Origin of the sequence: Streptomyces sp. MCA2, assembly GCF_023544705.1 — a bacterium.
In the GTDB taxonomy this organism is placed as follows: domain Bacteria; phylum Actinomycetota; class Actinomycetes; order Streptomycetales; family Streptomycetaceae; genus Streptomyces; species Streptomyces decoyicus.
Map to the genome: position 1 here is coordinate 55,883 of NZ_JAMJFM010000007.1, position 15,449 is coordinate 71,331.

Consider the following 15,449-nt stretch of genomic DNA (forward strand, 5'->3'; position numbering starts at 1 on the left):
ACGACCGCCGCAGTACAACCTTCGGCGGCGGCCGAGGAGTCCTTACCGACATGAGCGGACAACGCACAGGCTGGCGCCGTGTCCTCCCCACCTGGCGCATGGTGCTGGGCACCGTGCTGCTGTTCCTGCTGCTCATCGTCGGCGGGCTGGTCGCCGGCTATCTGCTCGTCGGCATCCCCGCGGCCAACAGCGCCGCCAAGGCCCAGAGCACCGTCTACCTCTACTCCGACGGCTCCGAGCTGGCCCGCGACGGCGAGGTCAACCGGCAGAACGTCAAACTCAGCCAGGTCCCGAAGTCCGTCCAGCAGGCCGTACTCGCCGCCGAGGACCGGGACTTCTACTCCGAGTCCGCGGTCGATCCCGCCGCGATGCTGCGCGCCGCCTGGAACACCGTGACCGGCAAGGGCAAACAGTCCGGCTCCACCATCACCCAGCAGTACGTGAAGAACTACTACCTGGGCCAGGAACAGACCGTCACCCGCAAGGCCAAGGAATTCTTCATCGCCATCAAGCTGGACCGCGAGGTGAGCAAGGACAACATCCTGGAGGGCTACCTCAACTCCAGCTACTACGGCCGCAACGCCTACGGCATCCAGGCCGCCGCCCAGTCCTACTACGGCCGCAACGCCGAGCAGCTGACCCTCGCCCAGGGCGCCTATCTCGCCACCCTCCTCAACGCCCCCAGCGCCTACGACATCAGCGCCCACCCCGGGAACCGCGCACGGGTACTGGCGCGCTGGCACTACGTCCTGGACGGCATGGTGTCGCAGAAGTGGCTCAGCAGGGCCGACCGGGCCGCGCTGGAGTTCCCCATGCCGCAGCCCGCCAAGCCCTCCGCGGGGCTGTCCGGCCAGCGCGGCTACCTCGTCGAGGCGGTCAAGGACTACCTCACCGACAACGACATCCTCGACGAGGACACCCTGCGGGCCGGCGGCTACCGCATCACCACCACCATCAGCAAGAAGCGCCAGAACGCCTTCGTCAAAGCGGTCAACACCCGGGTGATGGACCGCCTCGACGACTCCCGGAAGGTCGACGGCTACGTCCGGGCCGGCGGCGCCTCCATCGACCCCGCGAGCGGCCGGGTCGTCGCCCTCTACGGCGGCATCGACTACGCCCAGCAGTTCGTCAACGGCGCCACCCGCCGCGACTACCAGGTGGGCTCCACCTTCAAGCCGCTCGTCTTCGCCTCCGCCGTGCAGAACAACTCCACCACCCAGGACGGCGAGCGGATCACCCCCAACACCGTCTACGACGGCACCAACAAGCGGATGACGGTCAGTCACGGCTCCCGCACCGGTTTCGCGCCCGCCAACGAGGACGACCGCTCCTACGGCCCGATCACCGTCTCCGAGGCCACCGACAAATCCGTCAACGCCGTCTACGCCCAGATGGGCATCGACGTCGGTCCCGCCAAGGTCAAGGCCACCGCCGTCGACCTGGGCATTCCCGCCGACACCCCCAGCCTCGCCTCGTCCGAGGGCGCGATCTCGCTGGGCACCGCCACCCCCAGCGTCCTGGACATGACCCAGGTCTACGCCACCCTCGCCCACCACGGCACCCACCGGCCGTACTCCCTCGTCGACAAGGTCACCAAGAGCGAGGAGGACCTCGAACTCCCCGAGCGCGAGGAGACCACCGCGATCCCGCGCGCGGCCGCCGACACCACCACCTCGATCCTGCGCAGCGTCGTCGACGGCGGCACCGGCACCGCCGCGCAGGGCGCCGGGCGGCCCGCGGCCGGCAAGACCGGCACCGCCGAGGAGGACAAGGCCGCGTGGTTCGCGGGCTACACCCCCGATCTCGCCACGGTCGTCGCGGTGCTGGGCCAGAACCCGAAGAGCGCCGCGCAGGAGCCCCTGTACGGCGCGGGGGGCCTCTCCCGGGTCAACGGCGGCGACTACCCCGCCCAGATCTGGGCCGACTACACCGCGGCCGCGCTGAACGGGCGCCCGGTCCGCGGCTTCGACCTGCAACTGGCGGAGGGCTCGGAGCCGGTGTCGCCCTCGCCGTCCGGCAGCGACTCGGCCTCGCCCGGCGAGTCGGGCGCGCCGTCCACCGGCCCGACCGGATCCACCCCCCTCCCCACGCCGCCCACCGGCGCCCCGACGACCCCTCCGACCGCCGAACCGCCCACCCCCACCCCCGCCACCGAGCCCGCACCGACCACCGAGCCCACCAACGACTTCCCGACGGTGGCGCCCCAGAGCGGCGACGACCTGGAGCAGCGGATGCGGTGGAGGTGGGGCGACGGGTAGGGCGGCCGGGGGCAGGGCGCGCGCCCGTACGGGGACGCCGTACGGGGACGCGGGGAGCCGCCGTACGGGGGACGCGGGGAGCGCCGGACAGGGGACGCGGGAAGTGCCGGACGGGTGGCGGCCGCCAGGGGTGCGCGGACGTACCGTCAGTGCCCGGACGTCGCCTTGAGGCCGACGACCGCCACGAGCAACAGGCAGATGAAGAAGATCCGGGCCGCCGTCGCCGGCTCGCCGAGCACCAGCATGCCGACCACCGCCGCCCCGGCCGCGCCGATGCCGACCCACACGCCGTAGGCCGTCCCTATCGGCAGGGTCCGGGCCGCGTACGAGAGCAGCAGCATGCTGACGACGATGCCCGCGCCGGTGAACACGCTGGGCCACAGCCGGGTGAAACCGTCGGTGAACTTCATTCCGACCGACCAGCCGACCTCCAGCAGGCCGGCGACCATGAGCAGGATCCATGCCATGACGGGCACCTCCGCGAAAAGAGCTTCAACAGGGGTGCGTCGTCTTGTCCTGACCCGGTACGGCGCGTCTCGTCGGGTGCGTCCCGAGGCTAGCAAAGGGCAGCGGAACGGGCGGTGACCGCGGTCACCGCCCGTTCCGGGGGCTACAGGTTATGGGGGCTACAGTCCCGGGGCTACAGTCCCGGGGCTACAGGTCCCGGGGGCTACAGATACAGCCCGGTCGCGTCCTCCGCGCCCTCCAGCCGCTCCGCGGCCACCGCATGCAGATCGCGCTCGCGCATCAGCACATACGCCACCCCGCGCACCTCGACCTCGGCCCGGTCCTCCGGGTCGTACAGCACCCGGTCCCCGACCTCCACGGTCCGCACGTTCTGCCCGACCGCGACCACCTCGGCCCAGGCCAGCCGGCGGCCGACCGCCGCGGTCGCGGGAATGACGATGCCCCCCGACGAGCGGCGCTCGCCCTCGGGGATGTCCGTCCGGACCAGCACACGGTCGTGCAGCATCCGGATCGGCAGCTTGTCGTGGGTGTCCTTGGTGTTATTCGGGCTCACGGCATGACCGTACCTGCCCGGCGACGCCCGGCACGCACCACGGGCCGCCCCGGGGCCGGGCGTGATCCGTCAGGCGCACGCCGCGGAACAACCCTCAGCAGCGCCGCTTGGAGGCACGCAGCGTCAGCAGGCCGACCACGGCCACACCGACCATCGCCACCGGAATAATCCGCTCCAGTCGCGGCGCCCCGTCCTCCGATACCAACTGGGCCCGCACATCCGTGAGCGCACGGTTGGCGGCCACATACGCCCGCCCCGCCGTACGGTCCACGGCGGCCGACGCCCTCGCCTTGGCATCGTCCATGATCGTCTTCGGGTGCAGCCGCACACCGATCTCGTCGAGCGTGACGGCGAGCTCCTGCCGCCTGCGGACGATATCCGCCTCGATCTGCGTCGGGGTCCTGGCTTCCGCCACCGCGCTGCCTCCGTCGTCTCGCGCCGATGCGTACGAGGGCCGGGCACGAGCCCCGTACGGAACCGGCCACCTGGCTGACTGCCGATTCGTGATGGACAGTCTGTCAGCTCATGCCCCCCTGCGCCCCACAGCACCCCCGTTTCGCACCCCCGAGACGCCCCCGGCACCGTTCCGCGCCCCGGCTGGCTAGTGTCGGGGCGTACGGATCCACGCTAAGGAGAGCCATGAGCGAGCGACTACAGCCCGGCGACACCGCCCCGGCCTTCACCCTGCCCGACGCGGACGGCAAGCAGGTCTCGCTCGCCGACCACAAGGGCCGCAAGGTCATCGTGTACTTCTACCCGGCCGCCCTGACCCCCGGCTGCACCAAGCAGGCCTGCGACTTCACCGACAACCTCGACTTCCTCGCCGGCCACGGCTACGACGTCATCGGCATCTCCCCCGACAAGCCGGAGAAGCTCGCCAAGTTCCGCGAGAAGGAAGAGCTCAAGGTCACCCTGCTCGGCGACCCCGACAAGGAGGTCCTGGAGGCCTACGGCGCCTTCGGCGAGAAGAAGCTCTACGGCAAGACCGTCACCGGCGTCATCCGCTCCACCGTCATCCTCGACGAGGACGGCAAGGTCGAGCGCGCCCTCTACAACGTCAAGGCCACCGGCCATGTCGCCAAGATCATCAAGGACCTGGGGCTGTAGGACACGCCGTCCCCACCCGGTCCGGCAGCTCCAGCACGGCCTCGGCGCCGCCCTCCGCGGCGGCGCCGAAGTCCAGCCGCGCCCCCAGCACATCCGCCTGCCCGGCCGCGATCGTCAGCCCCAGACCGTGCCCGGTCCCCCGCTCCGGCGCCGCCGTACGGAACCGCCGCGGCCCCTCCGCACACAGCTCCGCCGGATAGCCCGGGCCGTGATCGCGCACCACGATCCGCGACCCGGCCACCACCACCTCGATCGGCGGCTTGCCGTGCTTGGCCGCGTTGGCCAGGAGATTCACCAGCACCCGCTCCACCCGCCGCCGGTCCGTCTCCACGATCCGCGGCTCCCCCTCCACAGTCACCGACACCTCGTCCACCCCGCGCTGCCGCGCCGCCCGCTTCACGATCCCGCGCACCAGCGACGGCAGCTCACAGGCGTCCACATCCGCCCGCTCCACCCCCGCGTCCAGCCGCGAGACCTCCAACAGGTCCTCCACCAGCCGCCGCATCGCCTGCGCCCGGTCCTGCACCATCTCCACCGCCCGCGGCTGCGGCAACAGCTCCGCGGCGGCCACCAGACCGGCCACCGGCGTCCGCAGCTCATGCGCCACATCCGCGGTGAACTCCCGCTCCGCCTGCGCCTGGGCCGCCAGCGACGTCGCCATGTGATGCACACTGCGGCCCAACTCGGCCACCTCGTCGCGGCCGTGACTCGCCAGCGCATCCGCGTCGGGCGCCTCCCCCGCCGCGATCCGCCGCGCCGCCGCCGCACTCATCCGCAGCCGCCGCGACAGCCGCTGCGACACGAACCACGACACCACCGCCATCAGCGTGACCGTGCCGCACCCCGCGATCAGCAGCGCCCGGTTCAGCGCCAGCTGCGTCGGATCGTCGTCCGGATACGGCGCCGACACCGACAGCGTCCGCATCGAAGCCCCCTCACCGCCCTCGCCGACCCCGGTCGCCGCCCACACCCGCGGATCCTCACCACCGCTGATGTACGTCCCCGACTGCTTCCTGAACACCGCGTCGCGCAACGGCGACGGCAGCGTCGCATCGTCCAGCTGCGCGCCCAGCGCCCGCGTGCCGTCCCGCTCATAGATCTGTAGCGCCGAACTCAGCCGGTCGTCCTGATACGCCCGCGCCGACCGCTCGCGCTCGACCTCCGCTATGTGCTGCACCGCGAACCCGAGCACCACCACGGCCAGCGCCGTCATACACGAAATGGCCAGGGCGATCCGGCCTCGAATGCCCATCACGCGAGGGTGTACATCTCCGTCGTGTCACCGAGCGGCGTCGAGCCCTCGTAGGTCACCTCGAGGCCGGTGAACACCTGCCCGCCGTCGACCGGCTTCGGCCCGAAGAGCCGGAAGGTCGCCGGGAAACCACCGTCCCTGCCCACGCCCGCACCGACCTTCTCCACCTGCACCACACCGGCCCCCAGCGCCTCGCGCGAACCGTAGTACTTCCACGCGATCCCGGTCGCCACCATTCCGACATCCTTGCAGGTCAGCGTGATCACATGAGGTTTCGCCTCCGGCGCGCCGACCCCGCAGTCCCGGACACCCGGCAGGCCCCCCGACGACTTGCCGTCCTCCTTCACGTCCTGCGCCGCGGCCGTCTTCGGCGCGGCACCCACCGCCGACGCACGGTCCGACGCCTGGCCGAACCACACCCCGCCGGCCGTCAGCGCCGTCACCACGGCAAAGGCCACCAGCGCGGTACGCCCCCGGATCCAGCGGGACCCTTCGCGGTCCGTCATCACGATCTCCTCCCGGGGACCACGCCCCGTACCCCCACCCCGCAACACGAATGCCGCACCCGGCGCCCCACTCTCCCGTGCCCCGGACACAGGCTGATTGCCCCAACGCTGCGGTGACCGCTCGGCTGTGTACCAGTCCTGTAACAAGCCCTGTCGCACCTCTGGCGCTTCCCCGCTCCACCCCTGCTCAGAGCCCTTCCCGGTACCCCCGGGAGGACCAGCCGCGCGTGACGAATATCGCTTCGTCCGACCAGAGTGGTTTGGAGTGGCGCTCCGCTGCGCAGGCGCACCTGTCGTATCCCCACCGCGCACCGCGCGGTGACCGACCGAGAGGACCGCCTCGTGCCGACCGGCAGCACCGAAGCAGAACCCGTTCCCGAGCCGGACCGGGAAGCGCTCAAACGCCACCGGGTGCTCTTCCGTGCCGTCGCCCGGCGCAAGAACCCCAAACTGCGGCGCACCGACATCACCGTCACCGACGAACCCACCGTCAAGCGCGCCGTGAAGGCCGCCGCGCTCGGTAACGCCATGGAATGGTTCGACTTCGGGATCTACAGCTATCTCGCGGTCACCATCGGCAAGGTCTTCTTCCCCGGCGGCAGCGACACCGCCAGCCTGCTGTCGTCCTTCGCGACGTTCGCCGTGGCCTTCCTCGTACGCCCCATCGGCGGCGCCTACTTCGGCCCGCTCGGCGACCGCGTCGGCCGCAAGAAGGTCCTCGCCCTCACCATGATCATGATGGCGCTGGGCACCTTCTGCATCGGCCTGATCCCGTCCTACGACACCATCGGCTTCTGGTCGCCCGTCCTGCTCATCCTCTTCCGCCTCGTCCAGGGCTTCTCCACCGGCGGCGAGTACGGCGGTGCCTCCACCTTCATCGCCGAATACGCCCCCGACAAGAAGCGCGGCTACTTCGGCAGCTTCCTGGAGATGGGCACCCTCATCGGCTACACCGGCGCCGCCGGCATCGTGCTGCTGCTCAACACCACCCTCGGCGACGACGCCATGCTCCACTGGGGCTGGCGCCTCCCGTTCCTGATCGCCGGCCCGCTCGGCCTGGTGGGTCTCTACCTCCGGGTCAAGCTCGACGAGACCCCGGCCTTCCAGAAGTTCGAGGCCTCCCACACCCACAGCGCCACCGGCTCCGTCGTCGAGGCCGAGGCCGAGTTCTCGCACCTCTCCGAGAACGCCCCCAAGAAGAAGATCGGCGAGATCTTCACCCAGCAGTGGCCCACCCTGATCCTCTGCATCGCCCTGGTCGGCGCGTACAACATCACCGACTACATGCTGCTGTCGTACATGCCGACGTACCTGACGGACACCCTCCACTACGAGGAGTCCCACGGTCTGCTGATCCTCCTCGGCACGATGATCGCCCTGATGTGCGTCATCAGCACCGTCGGCAAACTGAACGACCGCTACGGCCGCAAGCCCCTCCTGATGGCCGGCATGCTCGGCTTCTTCATCTTCGCGATCCCGGCGTTCCTGCTGGTCAAGCAGGGCAGCATCCCCGCCGTCTGCGGCGGTATGGCGCTGCTCGGACTCTCCCTGGTCTGCCTCCTGGGCACCATGTCCGCCGCCCTGCCCGCCCTCTTCCCCACCAGCGTCCGCTACGGCTCGCTCTCCATCGGCTACAACCTGGCGGTCTCCCTCTTCGGCGGCACCACCCCCCTGGTGATCACCGCCCTCATGGACGCCTTCCACGGCAACGTCATGGTCCCCGCCTACTACACGATGGGCGCCGCCCTCGTCGGCGTCATCGCCGTGGCCTGCATGAAGGAAACCGCCCAACAGCCCCTCGAAGGCTCCCCGCCCTCGGTGGCCACCAAGGAAGAAGCCGTCGAACTCATCGAGTCCCAGACACCGGAACCGCGCTTCTGACCCACCTGGCACAGCACACAAGGGGCCTCGGGGAATCCCCCCCGAGGCCCCTTCCTCCTTTCCCGCCACCCGCCGTAACCGCCCCCACGTTCGATCGTTGTTCTGTTCGAGGGGCGCGCGGGGGTGGGCCTGGTGCGCGGGACGGGGGAATCATGCCGGTCAGTCCGTACACCCGGGAACGGCTCGCGGAGGCGGCTTCGTCTTCGCGGACGCTCTCGGAGGCGTTGATCAAGCTCGGAGTGGATCCGAAGGGGGCGTCGCGGCGATACCTCCATGACCGAATGAGGTCAATGGGCGTAGCGACTTCACACTTTGAGCGGGAAGGGACGCGCTGGACCAAGGAGCTCCTCGAGGAGGCGGTGGCGCTGTCGACGAATGTGTGCGAGGTCTTACGACGGCTCGGTCTCGACCCCGTAGGCGGCCAGCACACCCACATCAGCCGACGCATCCAGGACCTGGGGATCGACACTTCGCACTTTTCGCCGGTCGGCCGGAGAAAGACCAAGGCTCGTCGGCGGCGCAGCCCCGAGGAGCTCCTTGTGCACGCAGAAAACCCGGGACGACGCATGCCGAGCAACCGGCTCAAGGCCGCGATGCTCGCGCTCGGGGCGGACGAGCGGTGCGCCGTCTGCCGTACCGGGCCCGTCTGGCGCAACCGTCCGCTGCCGCTGGAAGTCGATCACATCGACGGAAACTGGCGTAACAACTGTCGGGAGAACCTGCGGTTCCTGTGCCCCAATTGCCACTTGGCCACGGATACTTACCGGGGACGCAACAAGGGCATCCGCGCCCGCGGCACCGGAACGGCGCAATGAGTGACAGCATGCGCTACACCCGGGAATTGTTGACCGAAGCCGCGGGGCGTTGCACGAACATCGACGAAGTCATCGCGTTCTGCGGCGGCCGCTCCTACCATCAGCTGCGGCGGCATCTGTTCAGGCGCTTCGCGCACTTCGGAATCGATGTATCGCACTTCAAGCCCGTCACACGGCGCGCCGCTCATCTCCGCCGCCCCAGCAGGGACGCCCTTCAGGAAGCCGTCAGCGCCTCGCCCTCCATCGCTGCTGCCCTGCGGCATCTGGAGAGGCCCGACAACTCTCACACTCGCGCGCTGTTCCACCAGTGGGTATCCGACTACGGCATCGACACGGGTCAGTTCCTGGGGCAGGCACATATGCGCGGGAAGCCGGGGACCACGCCGGTCAAGGGTCCTGAGCAGATACTCGTGAAGCACTGCGGGAAGCGCCGGACAAGAACCGTGATGCTACGGCGAGCCCTGCGGCAGGTCGGCATGCCGGAGCGATGTGCCGAGTGCGGGACAGGCCCCGCCTGGCATGGCAAGCCCATGACTCTGGAGATCGACCACATCAACGGCGACTGGCGAGACGACCGCCCCGAGAATTTGCGGCTTCTCTGCCCCAACTGCCATGCGGTGACCGACACTTGGTGTCGCGGTGGCCGACACCGGCGGTAGACCTCCCGCTGCGTCGACCAACAAGTATCATGGCCGTGGCAAGCGGCCGTGATGGAATTGGCAGTCATGCTGGCTTTAGGTGCCAGTGGGGTAACACCCGTGAGGGTTCGAGTCCCTCCGGCCGCACACCTCGGATTCGAAGGCCCGGCCCCGCCGAAGCGCGGGGCCGGGCCTTCGCCATTCATGTACGGTCCGGCTCAGCCCAGCAACTCCCGCACCACCGGTGCCAGTGCCCGGAAGGCCTGGCCTCGGTGGCTGATGGCGTTCTTTTCGTCGGGGGTCAGTTCGGCGCAGGTGCGGGTGTCGCCGAGGGGCTGGAGGACGGGGTCGTAGCCGAAGCCGCCGGTGCCGGCGGGGGTGTGGCGGAGGGTGCCTTCGAGCCTGCCCTCCACGACGCGCTGGGTGCCGTCGGGGAGGGCGAGGGCCGCGGCGCAGGCGAAGTGGGCGGCGCGGTGTTCGTCGGCGATGTCGGCGAGCTGGGCGAGGAGCAGGGTGAGGTTGGCCTGGTCGTCGCCGTGCCTGCCGGCCCAGCGGGCGGAGAAGATCCCCGGGGCGCCGCCGAGGACGTCGACACAGAGGCCGGAGTCGTCGGCGACGGCGGGGTGACCGGTGGCCTCGGCGAGGGCGTGGGCCTTGAGGAGCGCGTTCTCGGCGAAGGTGACGCCGGTTTCCTTGACGTCCGGGATGTCGGGATAGGCGTCGGCGCCGACCAGGTCGACGTCGAGGTCGGCGGCCTCCAGGATGGCCCGGAGTTCGATGACCTTGCCCGCGTTACGGGTGGCGAGGATGAGGCGACGGGGGGCTGTGGAACGTCCACCGGTGTGAGGCTGCATGGGGAGTGATTATCCCGGTGTGCAGATCTTGGTCATGGCACTGGTCCCGTCGACGATCGGCTGAATGTCGGGGGCCTTGTTGTTGTCGAGGTCCTTGCGGGCGGCCTTGATGCCGTTGTTCGTCTTGTCGATGGCCTTGGAAAGCTCCGGGTCGTGCGCGTCCTTGCTGAGCTTCTTCAGGTTGGTGTCGATGTTGTCGAGGGCCTGCTCGGCCTTCTGCGGATCGGTGAGGGAGTTGTCCGCGGCCTGCTGGAGCTTGTCGACGGCGTTGACGACGGAGGTGGCGGTCTTGGCGCAGTCCATGGCCTTCTCGACCGCTCCGCACGCGGAGAGCAGCGGTATCGCGAGGGTGGCGGCTGCTAATGCGGCGAGTGCGGTGGTGGCGGGGCGACGGTGCCGGCGCGTACGCGGGGCCATGGTGCGTTTCCTTCCCTTGGGTCATGCTCGGGCAAAGGAAGAAACGCCGGGCGGGGGTGTTTTGGTTGCCCCGATGCCGCGACAAGGGGCGAGGACCGGACAACAGGGCCAAACGGCAGGACCGGACGGCAGGGCCGGACGGCGGGGCCGGACGGCAGCGGTCCGCAACAAGAGCCGGGCAGCCGGGGCCGGACAGCAGCAGGACCGGGCGCCGCGAATCACTCCCGCGATCAGACAGGACCCGCGGCCAGACAGGACCCGCCGTCAGGCAAGACCCGCCATCACCCAGCCCCCGCCGTCAGACGAGCCCGGTCTGGGTGAGCAGCATGGCGAGGACGACGACGAGGGTCCAGCCGAGGACGTGTTCGAGGAGTCGGGAGTCGTCCTGCGGCCCGCCGGTGCGGGCGCGGACGCGGGGCGCGGTCACGGCAGTCGTGGGCATGCCCCCACCATGCGACGGGCCGGGGAGGGTTTTCCAGAGATGGATGTCCCATGAGAAAAGGGTCACAGGGGGAGGTTTCCGGGGTTCTCCGGGTCCTCCCCCTGTGTCCCTGGGTGGCTTCAGAGCGTGCGGGCCAGCGCCGCCCGCTGGGCCTCGTCGAGCTCGGCGCAGCCTGCCACGGCGAGGTCGAGGAGGGAGTTGAGTTCCTCGCGGGCGAAGGGTTCGGCTTCGGCGGTGCCCTGGACCTCGACGAAGCGGCCGTCGCCGGTGCAGACGACGTTCATGTCGGTGTCGGCGCGGACGTCTTCCTCGTAGCAGAGGTCGAGGAGGGGGGCGCCGTCGACGATGCCGACGCTGATGGCGGAGACGGTGCCGGTGAGGGGCTTGCGGCCGTGCTTGATGAGCTTCTTGCCCTGGGCCCAGGTGATGGCGTCGGCGAGGGCGACATAGGCGCCGGTGATGGCGGCGGTGCGGGTGCCGCCGTCGGCCTGGAGGACGTCGCAGTCCAGGACGATGGTGTTCTCGCCGAGGGCCTTGTAGTCGATGACGGCGCGCAGGGAGCGGCCGATGAGGCGGCTGATTTCGTGGGTGCGGCCGCCGATCTTGCCGCGTACGGATTCGCGGTCGCCGCGGGTGTTGGTGGAGCGGGGCAGCATCGAGTATTCGGCGGTGACCCAGCCTTCGCCGGTGCCCTTGCGCCAGCGCGGTACGCCCTCGGTGACGGTTGCGGTGCAGAAGACTTTGGTGTCGCCGAAGGAGATGAGGACGGAGCCTTCGGCGTGCTTGCTCCAGCCGCGTTCGATGGTGACCGGGCGGAGTTGTTCGGCGGTGCGGCCGTCGATGCGAGACATGGCGTAGACCCTATCGGGAACGGCGAGGGCCCCACTCCGGGGCGGTGGATCGTCCGGGGCGGGGCCTTCAGGAGCGGCCGGGAGGCCGGCTCGTCAGCTCACATCATGTCTTCGATCTCGGCGGCGATGGGGTCCGCGTCGGTGCCGATGACAACCTGGATCGCGGTGCCCATCTTGACGACGCCGTGGGCGCCGGCGGCCTTGAGGGCGGCCTCGTCGACGAGGGAGGAGTCGACGACCTCGGTGCGGAGGCGGGTGATGCAGCCCTCGACCTCTTCGATGTTGTCGAGTCCGCCGAGCCCGGCGACGATCTTCTCAGCCTTGCTGGCCATGTCCACTCCTGCTTGTCTCGGCCGCCGGCGGTCCCGCCGTGCGGTTTTCACACCGTAACGCACGTTCAGCCCAACTATGTGGGCGTTTGTCCGCTGTCTGACGAAGGATGGCGATCATCGGAGTGCGCACCGGAACGGCGTGCACCACGAGTGGTCTACACCACCAGTATGCGGCAAGCACGAGGTCGGTTGCCGACGGGCCGACTGCCGGGAGGACACCGATGAGTTCGAACGCAGCGGCGGCGGCACCGTGGAAGGGCTGGGCGTCGAATCTCTTCCAGGGCTTGCAGAAGATGGGGCGCAGCCTCCAGCTGCCGATTGCCGTCCTGCCCGCTGCGGGGATTCTCAACCGTCTTGGCCAGCCGGATGTGTTCGGCGCGGACGGTCTGGGCTGGGACGCCGTCGGCAAGGTCTTCGCGGCCGCGGGCGGTGCGCTGCTGGATTCGGGGCTCGGGCTGCCGCTGCTGTTCTGCATCGGTGTGTCGATCGGTATGGCCAAGAAGGCGGACGGGTCGACGGCGCTGGCCGGGGTGACCGGGTTCCTCGTCTACTTCTCGGTGCTGCACGCGTTCCCGTCCGGCTGCGCCTCGGGCCAGACGTACACGCAGGCGGGCCTGTGGAGCGGGGTGTGCGTGGACAAGACGCAGACGGTCACGCCGGCCGCCTTCCAGAACCCGGGGGTGTTCGGCGGCATCGTCATGGGGTTCCTGACGGCCTGGCTCTGGCAGCGCTTTCACCGGGTGAAGCTGGTGGACTGGCTGGGGTTCTTCAACGGCCGCCGGCTGGTCCCGATCATCATGGCCTTCGTGGGCCTGGTGTTCGCGGTGCTGTGCCTGTTCGTCTGGCAGCCGGTCGGCGACGGGCTGACGAGCTTCAGTGAGTGGCTGTCGGGGCTGGGTTCGTGGGGTTCGGGCATCTTCGGTGTCGCCAACCGTGCGCTGCTGGTGATCGGCCTGCACCAGTTCCTGAACACCTTCGTCTGGTTCCAGTTCGGCAGTTTCACCAAGCCGGACGGCACGGTCGTCCACGGTGACATCAACCGGTTCCTGGCGGGCGACCCGGATGCGGGGCAGTTCACCACCGGCTTCTTCCCGATCATGATGTTCGCGCTGCCGGCCGCGGCGCTGGCGATCGCGCACTGCGCCAAGCCGCATCGCCGCAAGGAGATCGCGGGCATGATGCTGTCGGTCGGTCTGACGTCGTTCGTGACGGGTGTGACCGAGCCGATCGAGTATTCGTTCATGTTCGTGGCGCCGGCGCTGTACGTGATCCATGCCGTGCTGACGGGTGTGTCGATGGCGGTGAGCTGGGCGCTGGGGGTGCACGACAGCTTCAGCTTCTCGGCGGGTCTGATCGACTACGTCATCAACTGGGGGCTGGCGACCAAGCCCTGGCTGATCATTCCCATCGGATTGTGTTTCGCGGTGGTCTACTACGCCCTCTTCCGTTTCGTCATCACGAAATTCAAGCTGACGACGCCCGGCCGCGAGCCGGACGAAGTGGGGGACGCGATGGAGCAGGAGAACGTGAAGTAGGACGGCGCGCACTGCGCGGGAATTCCCCGCCGGGGCAGCCGTACCAGCCCCCACCTCAGCCTTTGTTGGCGCATCCGCCGGCCCCTGGGTCCCGTGACCCAGGGGCCGGTCTCCATGTGGTCCACACCACTTGGAAGAATGGATTCCTTTATGTCGGCTCTACGTGCTAAGAATGGTCTAAACCACCAGTGGTGTAGACCAAGGTGTAGACCAACGAGCGGGCCGTCCCCCCTTGCGAGTGCCCGCCTCACCAGGAGGAATCCGATGAGTTCGGCCACCGCCACGGCGGCCCCCGAGAAGAAGGGCCGCGGCTCCGGCGCCATGGCAGTAGCCCAGCGCATTGGCCGCAGCCTCATGCTGCCGATCGCCACGCTGCCCGCCGCCGCGCTGATGGTCCGCCTGGGCCAGCCGGACATGCTCGGCCGGGAGTCGTTGCCCGCCTTCCTGAACAAGATCGCCGAGTTCATGGCGGCGGGCGGCGGCGCGCTCCTGGACAACATGCCGCTGCTGTTCGCGGTCGGTATCGCCATCGGCTTCGCCAAGAAGGCGGACGGCTCCACCGCGCTGGCCGCCGTCGTCGGCTACCTGGTCTTCAGCAAGGTGCTGGGCACCTTCGGCGACGCCAGCCTGCCGAAGATCCAGAAGGTCGTCGACGGGAAGATAGCCGACGTCGCACCCCCGGTGGACGCGGGCGTGCTCGGCGGTGTGGTGATGGGCATCGTGGTCGCCCTGCTCTACCAGCGCTACAGCCGCAAGAAGCTCCCGGACTGGCTGGGCTTCTTCAGCGGCCGGCGCCTCGTACCGATCCTGGCCTCCTTCGCCGGCCTGGTGATCGGCATCGTCTTCGGCTACATCTGGCCGGTCCTGGGCACGGCCCTGCACGACTTCGGCCAGTGGCTGGTCGGCTCCGGCGCCGTCGGCGCGGGCATCTTCGGTGTCGCCAACCGCGCGCTGATCCCGGTCGGCATGCACCACCTGCTGAACTCCTTCCCGTGGTTCCAGGCCGGCGACTTCGACGGCAAGCACGGTGACATCGCCCGCTTCCTCGCCGGCGACCCGCACGCCGGCCAGTTCATGACCGGCTTCTTCCCGATCATGATGTTCGCGCTCCCGGCCGCCTGCCTGGCGATCGTGCACTGCGCCCGCCCAGAGCGCCGCAAGGTCGTCGGCGGCATGATGCTCTCGCTCGCGCTGACCGCCTTCGTCACCGGCGTCACCGAGCCGATCGAATTCACGTTCATGTTCATCGCCCCGGTGCTGTACGCGATCCACGCGGTGCTGACCGGCATCTCGATGGCGCTGACCTGGGCCCTGGGCATGAAGGACGGCTTCGGCTTCTCGGCCGGCGCCATCGACTACGTGCTGAACCTGGGCATCGCCACCAAGCCGTGGCTGCTGGCGCTGGTGGGACTCTGCTTCGCGGCGCTGTACTACGTCGTCTTCCGCTTCGCCATCACGAAGTTCAACCTCCCCACCCCGGGCCGCGAGTCCGACGAGGAGATCGCCGAGCTGGACAAGGCGCAGTTCAAGGCCTGAGCCA

Annotated in this window: 17 protein-coding genes, 1 tRNA gene and 1 riboswitch; of the genes, 8 read left to right on the plus strand and 10 right to left on the minus strand. The window is 69.4% G+C overall.

Annotated elements, in window-relative coordinates; all coding sequences use genetic code 11:
* Positions 1-50: 50 nt before the first annotated feature.
* Positions 51-2,258, plus strand: coding sequence for a transglycosylase domain-containing protein (locus tag M8I34_RS07685; RefSeq protein WP_308372047.1), 2,208 nt, complete (start codon positions 51-53; stop codon positions 2,256-2,258).
* 146 nt (positions 2,259-2,404) lie between these two features.
* Here the strand turns inward: M8I34_RS07685 and M8I34_RS07690 are convergent, their stop codons facing one another.
* The 3 genes from M8I34_RS07690 to M8I34_RS07700 form a co-directional block, all read right to left on the minus strand.
* On the minus strand, positions 2,405-2,725 hold the full coding sequence (locus M8I34_RS07690) for a multidrug efflux SMR transporter (RefSeq protein WP_250048516.1): 321 nt from the start codon (positions 2,723-2,725) through the stop codon (positions 2,405-2,407).
* A 33-nt stretch (positions 2,726-2,758) separates the two neighbouring features.
* Positions 2,759-2,831: riboswitch (guanidine-III (ykkC-III) riboswitch) on the minus strand.
* A gap of 97 nt (positions 2,832-2,928) precedes the next feature.
* Positions 2,929-3,231, minus strand: a complete 303-nt coding sequence (locus M8I34_RS07695; protein ID WP_048828920.1) for a co-chaperone GroES — start codon at positions 3,229-3,231, stop codon at positions 2,929-2,931.
* Positions 3,232-3,373: 142 nt separating this feature from the next.
* Positions 3,374-3,694 (minus strand): DUF3618 domain-containing protein, encoded by a 321-nt coding sequence (locus M8I34_RS07700; RefSeq protein ID WP_030986929.1) that lies wholly within the window; start codon positions 3,692-3,694, stop codon positions 3,374-3,376.
* Between the two features lie 224 nt (positions 3,695-3,918).
* Between M8I34_RS07700 and bcp the strand changes: the two genes are divergently transcribed.
* The gene (gene bcp / locus M8I34_RS07705; protein ID WP_250048517.1) at positions 3,919-4,386 is read left to right on the plus strand and encodes a thioredoxin-dependent thiol peroxidase; all 468 of its coding nucleotides are present in this window, start codon (positions 3,919-3,921) and stop codon (positions 4,384-4,386) included.
* Here the strand turns inward: bcp and M8I34_RS41225 are convergent.
* Together M8I34_RS41225 and M8I34_RS07720 are read right to left on the minus strand one after the other, a co-directional pair.
* Positions 4,367-5,638, minus strand: a complete 1,272-nt coding sequence (locus M8I34_RS41225) for a HAMP domain-containing sensor histidine kinase (RefSeq protein WP_284050074.1) — start codon at positions 5,636-5,638, stop codon at positions 4,367-4,369. The two genes, bcp and M8I34_RS41225, sit on opposite strands and share 20 nt — an antisense overlap.
* Positions 5,638-6,144 (minus strand): hypothetical protein, encoded by a 507-nt coding sequence (locus M8I34_RS07720; RefSeq protein WP_250048518.1) that lies wholly within the window; start codon positions 6,142-6,144, stop codon positions 5,638-5,640. Before M8I34_RS07720 ends, M8I34_RS41225 begins: the two co-directional genes overlap by 1 nt.
* Positions 6,145-6,486: 342 nt before the next feature.
* Here M8I34_RS07720 and M8I34_RS07725 point away from each other — a divergent pair, with 342 nt between their 5' ends.
* The 4 genes from M8I34_RS07725 (at position 6,487) to M8I34_RS07740 (ending at position 9,625) form a co-directional block, all read left to right on the plus strand.
* Complete coding sequence (locus tag M8I34_RS07725; RefSeq protein ID WP_250048519.1) at positions 6,487-8,025, plus strand: MFS transporter; 1,539 nt, start codon at positions 6,487-6,489, stop codon at positions 8,023-8,025.
* Positions 8,026-8,177: 152 nt separating this feature from the next.
* On the plus strand, positions 8,178-8,840 hold the full coding sequence (locus M8I34_RS07730; RefSeq protein ID WP_250048520.1) for an HNH endonuclease signature motif containing protein: 663 nt from the start codon (positions 8,178-8,180) through the stop codon (positions 8,838-8,840).
* Entirely contained in the window at positions 8,837-9,499 is a 663-nt protein-coding gene (locus tag M8I34_RS07735; RefSeq protein ID WP_250048521.1) for an HNH endonuclease, read from the plus strand. The genes M8I34_RS07730 and M8I34_RS07735 overlap by 4 nt, the downstream gene beginning before the upstream one ends.
* 42 nt (positions 9,500-9,541) lie before the next feature.
* A tRNA-Leu gene (locus M8I34_RS07740) sits at positions 9,542-9,625 on the plus strand.
* Between the two features lie 71 nt (positions 9,626-9,696).
* On the opposite strand, the gene rdgB is transcribed toward M8I34_RS07740, so the two are convergent.
* From rdgB to M8I34_RS07765, 5 genes are all read right to left on the minus strand, one after another.
* The gene (rdgB, locus tag M8I34_RS07745) at positions 9,697-10,332 is read right to left on the minus strand and encodes an RdgB/HAM1 family non-canonical purine NTP pyrophosphatase (protein WP_244414602.1); all 636 of its coding nucleotides are present in this window, start codon (positions 10,330-10,332) and stop codon (positions 9,697-9,699) included.
* Between the two features lie 9 nt (positions 10,333-10,341).
* Positions 10,342-10,749, minus strand: coding sequence for a hypothetical protein (locus M8I34_RS07750; protein ID WP_030986917.1), 408 nt, complete (start codon positions 10,747-10,749; stop codon positions 10,342-10,344).
* Positions 10,750-11,047: 298 nt separating this feature from the next.
* Complete coding sequence (locus M8I34_RS07755; RefSeq protein ID WP_107050244.1) at positions 11,048-11,191, minus strand: SCO1431 family membrane protein; 144 nt, start codon at positions 11,189-11,191, stop codon at positions 11,048-11,050.
* A 119-nt stretch (positions 11,192-11,310) separates the two neighbouring features.
* Positions 11,311-12,042, minus strand: coding sequence for a ribonuclease PH (gene rph / locus M8I34_RS07760; protein WP_250048522.1), 732 nt, complete (start codon positions 12,040-12,042; stop codon positions 11,311-11,313).
* A 98-nt stretch (positions 12,043-12,140) separates the two neighbouring features.
* The gene (locus M8I34_RS07765; protein ID WP_208683897.1) at positions 12,141-12,380 is read right to left on the minus strand and encodes a glucose PTS transporter subunit EIIB; all 240 of its coding nucleotides are present in this window, start codon (positions 12,378-12,380) and stop codon (positions 12,141-12,143) included.
* 215 nt (positions 12,381-12,595) lie between these two features.
* On the opposite strand from M8I34_RS07765, the gene M8I34_RS07770 reads away from it, so the two are divergent.
* Entirely contained in the window at positions 12,596-13,909 is a 1,314-nt protein-coding gene (locus tag M8I34_RS07770) for a PTS transporter subunit EIIC (protein ID WP_250048523.1), read from the plus strand.
* A gap of 264 nt (positions 13,910-14,173) precedes the next feature.
* Entirely contained in the window at positions 14,174-15,445 is a 1,272-nt protein-coding gene (locus M8I34_RS07775; RefSeq protein ID WP_244414599.1) for a PTS transporter subunit EIIC, read from the plus strand.
* Positions 15,446-15,449 lie beyond the last annotated feature (4 nt).

Excerpts from the sequence above, each read along its gene's own strand:
- M8I34_RS07695 (WP_048828920.1), bottom strand. The coding sequence starts at position 3,231 with ATGCTGCACGACCGTGTGCTGGTCCGGACGGACATCCCCGAGGGCGAG.
- M8I34_RS07755 (WP_107050244.1), bottom strand. The coding sequence starts at position 11,191 with ATGCCCACGACTGCCGTGACCGCGCCCCGCGTCCGCGCCCGCACCGGC.
- M8I34_RS07775 (WP_244414599.1), top strand. The coding sequence starts at position 14,174 with ATGAGTTCGGCCACCGCCACGGCGGCCCCCGAGAAGAAGGGCCGCGGC.
- M8I34_RS07770 (WP_250048523.1), top strand. The coding sequence starts at position 12,596 with ATGAGTTCGAACGCAGCGGCGGCGGCACCGTGGAAGGGCTGGGCGTCG.
- M8I34_RS07690 (WP_250048516.1), bottom strand. The coding sequence starts at position 2,725 with ATGGCATGGATCCTGCTCATGGTCGCCGGCCTGCTGGAGGTCGGCTGG.
- M8I34_RS07750 (WP_030986917.1), bottom strand. The coding sequence starts at position 10,749 with ATGGCCCCGCGTACGCGCCGGCACCGTCGCCCCGCCACCACCGCACTC.
- M8I34_RS07735 (WP_250048521.1), top strand. The coding sequence starts at position 8,837 with ATGAGTGACAGCATGCGCTACACCCGGGAATTGTTGACCGAAGCCGCG.
- M8I34_RS07720 (WP_250048518.1), bottom strand. The coding sequence starts at position 6,144 with ATGACGGACCGCGAAGGGTCCCGCTGGATCCGGGGGCGTACCGCGCTG.
- M8I34_RS07730 (WP_250048520.1), top strand. The coding sequence starts at position 8,178 with ATGCCGGTCAGTCCGTACACCCGGGAACGGCTCGCGGAGGCGGCTTCG.
- M8I34_RS41225 (WP_284050074.1), bottom strand. The coding sequence starts at position 5,638 with ATGGGCATTCGAGGCCGGATCGCCCTGGCCATTTCGTGTATGACGGCG.
- bcp (WP_250048517.1), top strand. The coding sequence starts at position 3,919 with ATGAGCGAGCGACTACAGCCCGGCGACACCGCCCCGGCCTTCACCCTG.
- rdgB (WP_244414602.1), bottom strand. The coding sequence starts at position 10,332 with ATGCAGCCTCACACCGGTGGACGTTCCACAGCCCCCCGTCGCCTCATC.
- rph (WP_250048522.1), bottom strand. The coding sequence starts at position 12,042 with ATGTCTCGCATCGACGGCCGCACCGCCGAACAACTCCGCCCGGTCACC.
- M8I34_RS07685 (WP_308372047.1), top strand. The coding sequence starts at position 51 with ATGAGCGGACAACGCACAGGCTGGCGCCGTGTCCTCCCCACCTGGCGC.